This is a genomic window from Phenylobacterium sp. (genome assembly GCF_031412415.1).
Lineage (GTDB): Bacteria > Pseudomonadota > Alphaproteobacteria > Caulobacterales > Caulobacteraceae > Phenylobacterium.
Genome location: NZ_JANOCX010000176.1, coordinates 1 through 3,671 on the forward strand (window position 1 = coordinate 1; position 3,671 = coordinate 3,671).

General features: G+C 72.4%; 5 protein-coding genes. 4 read left to right on the top strand and 1 reads right to left on the bottom strand.

Annotated elements, in window-relative coordinates:
- The first annotated feature begins 96 nt into the window (after nucleotides 1-96).
- The 4 genes from RMO04_RS08525 to RMO04_RS08540 are packed head-to-tail and all read left to right on the top strand — an operon-like array spanning nucleotide 97 to nucleotide 3,023.
- Nucleotides 97-351, top strand: coding sequence for a hypothetical protein (locus tag RMO04_RS08525; protein ID WP_309644357.1), 255 nt, complete (start codon nucleotides 97-99; stop codon nucleotides 349-351).
- The gene (locus tag RMO04_RS08530) at nucleotides 282-1,154 is read left to right on the top strand and encodes an LptF/LptG family permease (protein ID WP_309644358.1); all 873 of its coding nucleotides are present in this window, start codon (nucleotides 282-284) and stop codon (nucleotides 1,152-1,154) included. Before RMO04_RS08525 ends, RMO04_RS08530 begins: the two co-directional genes overlap by 70 nt.
- A 4-nt stretch (nucleotides 1,155-1,158) precedes the next feature.
- Nucleotides 1,159-2,292 (top strand): dATP pyrophosphohydrolase, encoded by a 1,134-nt coding sequence (locus RMO04_RS08535; protein ID WP_309644359.1) that lies wholly within the window; start codon nucleotides 1,159-1,161, stop codon nucleotides 2,290-2,292.
- On the top strand, nucleotides 2,289-3,023 hold the full coding sequence (locus RMO04_RS08540; RefSeq protein WP_309644360.1) for a nucleotidyltransferase family protein: 735 nt from the start codon (nucleotides 2,289-2,291) through the stop codon (nucleotides 3,021-3,023). The genes RMO04_RS08535 and RMO04_RS08540 overlap by 4 nt, the downstream gene beginning before the upstream one ends.
- On the opposite strand, the gene RMO04_RS08545 is transcribed toward RMO04_RS08540, so the two are convergent.
- Nucleotides 3,020-3,671, bottom strand: a 652-nt coding sequence (locus RMO04_RS08545; RefSeq protein ID WP_309644361.1) for a nucleotidyltransferase, incomplete at its 5' end; no start/stop codon positions are given. The genes RMO04_RS08540 and RMO04_RS08545 overlap by 4 nt on opposite strands.

Consider the following 3,671-nt stretch of genomic DNA (forward strand, 5'->3'; position numbering starts at 1 on the left):
GCCCGGCGAAACCCCCATCAGCCTGGCCATCGGCATGATCAGCCACCACGCGGGCGAGGTCCTGGCCCGCTTCCGCCTCCAGCGGGCAGGTGCGGCGTGAAGCTTCGCCTCTATGTCCTGCGCACCGTCTTGCTGCGCATCCTGGCGGCCGCCGCCATCCTGCTGTCCATCCTGCAGATTCTCGACCTGCTGGACGTCACCACCGACATCCTCGACCGGGGCCTGGGCGTCGGTGGCGTGTTCTACACGCCACCCTGCGCCTGCCGCGGCTGGTGGAGCAGGTGGCGCCGCTCAGCGTCCTGGCCGGCGGACTGTTCGCCTTTGGCCAGCTCGCCCGCGAGCAGGCGGTGACCGCCATGCGCGCCGCCGGCGTCTCGACCTACCGCATGCTGGCCATGGCCCTGCCCGCCGCCGGCGCGATGATGCTGGTCCATTTCGCCGCCGCCGAGCTGATCGCGCCGCGCACCGACGCCCGGCTGGAGGCCTGGTGGCAGGCCAGCGAGCCCGGCACCCCCGCCGATCCCGCCCCCCGCGCCTTCCGCTCCGGCGCCGAGATCGTGGTGGCCAAGGCGGGCGACTCCGCCGGCCGCCGGCTGAACGAGGTCAGCATCTATCGCCGCGACGCCGAGGGCCGCCTGTCGGAACGCATCGCCGCCAGCCACGCGATCTACGCCGACGGCGCCTGGCGCCTGCAACAGCCCCGCATGGTGCGCTTCACGGCCGATGACGCCCTGACCTCCACCGCCGCCGAGCTGGCCTGGGCCACCCGCCTGCGTCCCGCCGATGTCCGCTTCCTGCTCTCGCCCAACCAGGCGCCCAGCGCCGCCAGCGCCCGCCGCGCCCTGGAAGGCGGCGGCTCGGAGCGTCCCGACAGCTACTACGCTGTGCGCCTGCAGCGCGCCTTCGCCGCGCCGATCGGCGTGCTGGTCATGCTGCTGCTGGCGGCCCCCGTGGCGCTGGGCAATTTCCGGACCCGCGAGGGCGCGGTGCTCAGCGTGGGCGCGCTGGCGGGCGGCCTCACCTTCCTGGTGGCCGACGGCCTGCTGACGGCGCTGGGCGAAGGCGCCTCGCTTTCGCCCCTGCTGGCGGCCTGGAGCGCGCCGGTGATCTTCGCGGCCCTCGCGGGCACGGTCCTGGTGCGGATGGAGGGCTGACGCCATGACGCTCACGATTCAGCCCGTGGTGACCAAAGCCGACCTCGACCGCTTCATCCGCGTGCCCATGACGCTCGCCGCCGGCGACCCCAACTGGATCGCGCCCCTGGTCAGCGAACGCGCCGCGGCGCTCACGCCCAAGACCAACCCCTTCTTCCAGCACGCCGAGGTCCAGCTCTGGATCGCCGTCCGCGACGGGCGCGACGTGGGCCGGATCAGCGCGCAGATCGACGCCCTGGCCCCCGTCGACCCCGCCCGCCCCGCCGGCCACTTCGGCATGATCGCGGGCGAGGATGACCCCGACGTCTTCGCCGCCCTGCTGGCCACCGCCGAGGCCTGGCTGAAGGCGCGGGGCTGCGCCGTGGCGCTGGGCCCCTTCAACCTGTCGGTCAATGAGGAGGTCGGCCTGCTGGTCGACGGCTTCGACACCCCGCCCATGGTGCTGATGGGCCACGATCCCGCCCATGCCGGCCGCCACATCGAGGCGGCGGGCTACGCCAAGGCCAAGGACGTCTACGCCTATCTCTGCCAGATGAGCGACGACATCCCGCCGGCCATCCTGCGCCGCGTCCGCCGCGGGCCCGCCCCAGGCGTCACCCTGCGCATGCTGGACATGAGCCGCTACGACGCCGAGGTCGCCGCCATGACCGAGGTGCTGAACGACGCCTGGTCCGGCAACTGGGGCTTCACCCCGACCACCGAGGCCGAGACCGCCCAGCTGGGCAAGGCCCTGCGCGCCGTCATCGACCCGCGCCTGATCTGGTTCGCCGAGTTCGACGGCGAGGTGGCGGGCTTCGTGGTCATGCTGCCCAACGTCAACGAGGCCATCGCCGACCTGAACGGCGCCCTCTTCCCCTTCGGCTGGGCCAAGCTGTTGTGGCGCCTCAAGGTCGCCCGCGTGAAGTCGATCCGCATCCCGCTGATGGGCGTGAAGCGCAAGTTCGCCAGCTCCCACCGCGGCCAGCTCCTGCCCTTCCAGCTGATGGACTTGAGCGCCACCCAGGCGCGCGCGTTGGGCTACCAGTCCTACGAGCTGTCCTGGATCCTCGAGGACAACGCCCCCATGAACCGCATCTGCCAGTCCCTGGGCGGGCGGATCTACAAGACCTACCGCATCTACGAGAAGGCCCTGGCGTGAGCGGCTTCACGGCCCTGGTCCTGGCCGGCTCCCGCGACGAGCCCGACGGCCTCTGCGCCCACGCCGGCGTCAGCCACAAGGCGCTGATCGAGCTCGGCGGCCAGACGCTGCTCGCCCGTGTCGTCGCCGCGCTGAAGGCCGCCGGCGCCACGCACATCGCCATCTCCACCAGCCACCCCGACGTCATCGCCGCCGCTGAAGGTCTTCAGGTGATCCCCGCCGCCGCCAGCCCCAGCCAGAGCGTCGAGCAGGCCGCCAAGGCCTTCCCCCTGCTTGTCACCACCAGCGACCACGCCCTGCTCCGGCCCGAGTGGATCACCGACTTCCTGGCCGCGATCCCGCGAGACGCCCAGATCGCCGCCCTCCTGGCCCCGAAGGCCGTCGTCCGCGCCGCCGTCCCCGACACCCAGCGCACCTATCTCAAGTTCCGCGACGGCCGCTATTCCGGCTGCAACCTGTTCTACCTGCGCGACCCGGCCGCGCTGGCCGCCATCGCCCTGTGGCGCCGGGTCGAGGCCCACCGCAAACAACCCTGGAAGATCGCGGCCCTCCTGGGCCCCCGCATGCTGATCGGCTACGCGCTAGGCCGCCTGACCCTGGACCAAGCCGTGGCCGCCTTGGGCGCCCGCGCGGGGGTCAAGGCCGCCGCCGTCCGCACCCCCCATGGCCTCGCCGCCGTCGATGTCGACAAGCCGTCCGATCTCGACCTGGTGCGCCGACTGACCGCCTAGACCGCGACGCTCACCCGCGACCACGCCTGGGTCAGCTCCAGGTTCTTCGCCACGTCGGCGGGGAAATCCATCTCCGCCCAGTCCAGCCCCTGGATCGAGGCCACGGCCACGTCGGCGCCGCCCGCCGCCAGGTCGTTGATCACCGACAGGTACCACCGCTTCAGCCCCTCGGGCGTGCGCAGCGCGGCCTCCACGGCGGCCACGAACCCCGCCGCGCCCACGGCGGAAAACCGCAGGAACCCGATCGACTCGGCGTCGAACGCCGGGATCGTCTTGCCGATGGCGACCAGCCGCTCGCCGCTGGTCAGCACCTTCATGTCGTCGCTGTCATAGGCGTCCTTGCGGTCGATGGTGACCGTGATCCCCGCCGCCGGCGCCGCCAGCAGCGTCCGCGCCACCTCAGGCTCGAACAGGGTGTCGCCGTTCAACAGCAGGAACGGCCCGGCCATCTCGCCCCGCGCCAGCCAGCAGGTCGCCAGGTTGTCGGTCAAGCCATAGAACGGGTTGAACAGCGTGCGCACGCTCATGCCGGCCAGCGCCAGCCCCGCGATCTCCGCCTCCACCGCCGCGGCCCCGAACCCGGTCACCACGACAGCCTCGCGCACGCCCGCCTGGCGCAGATGCTCCAGCTGCCAGGCCAGCACGCTC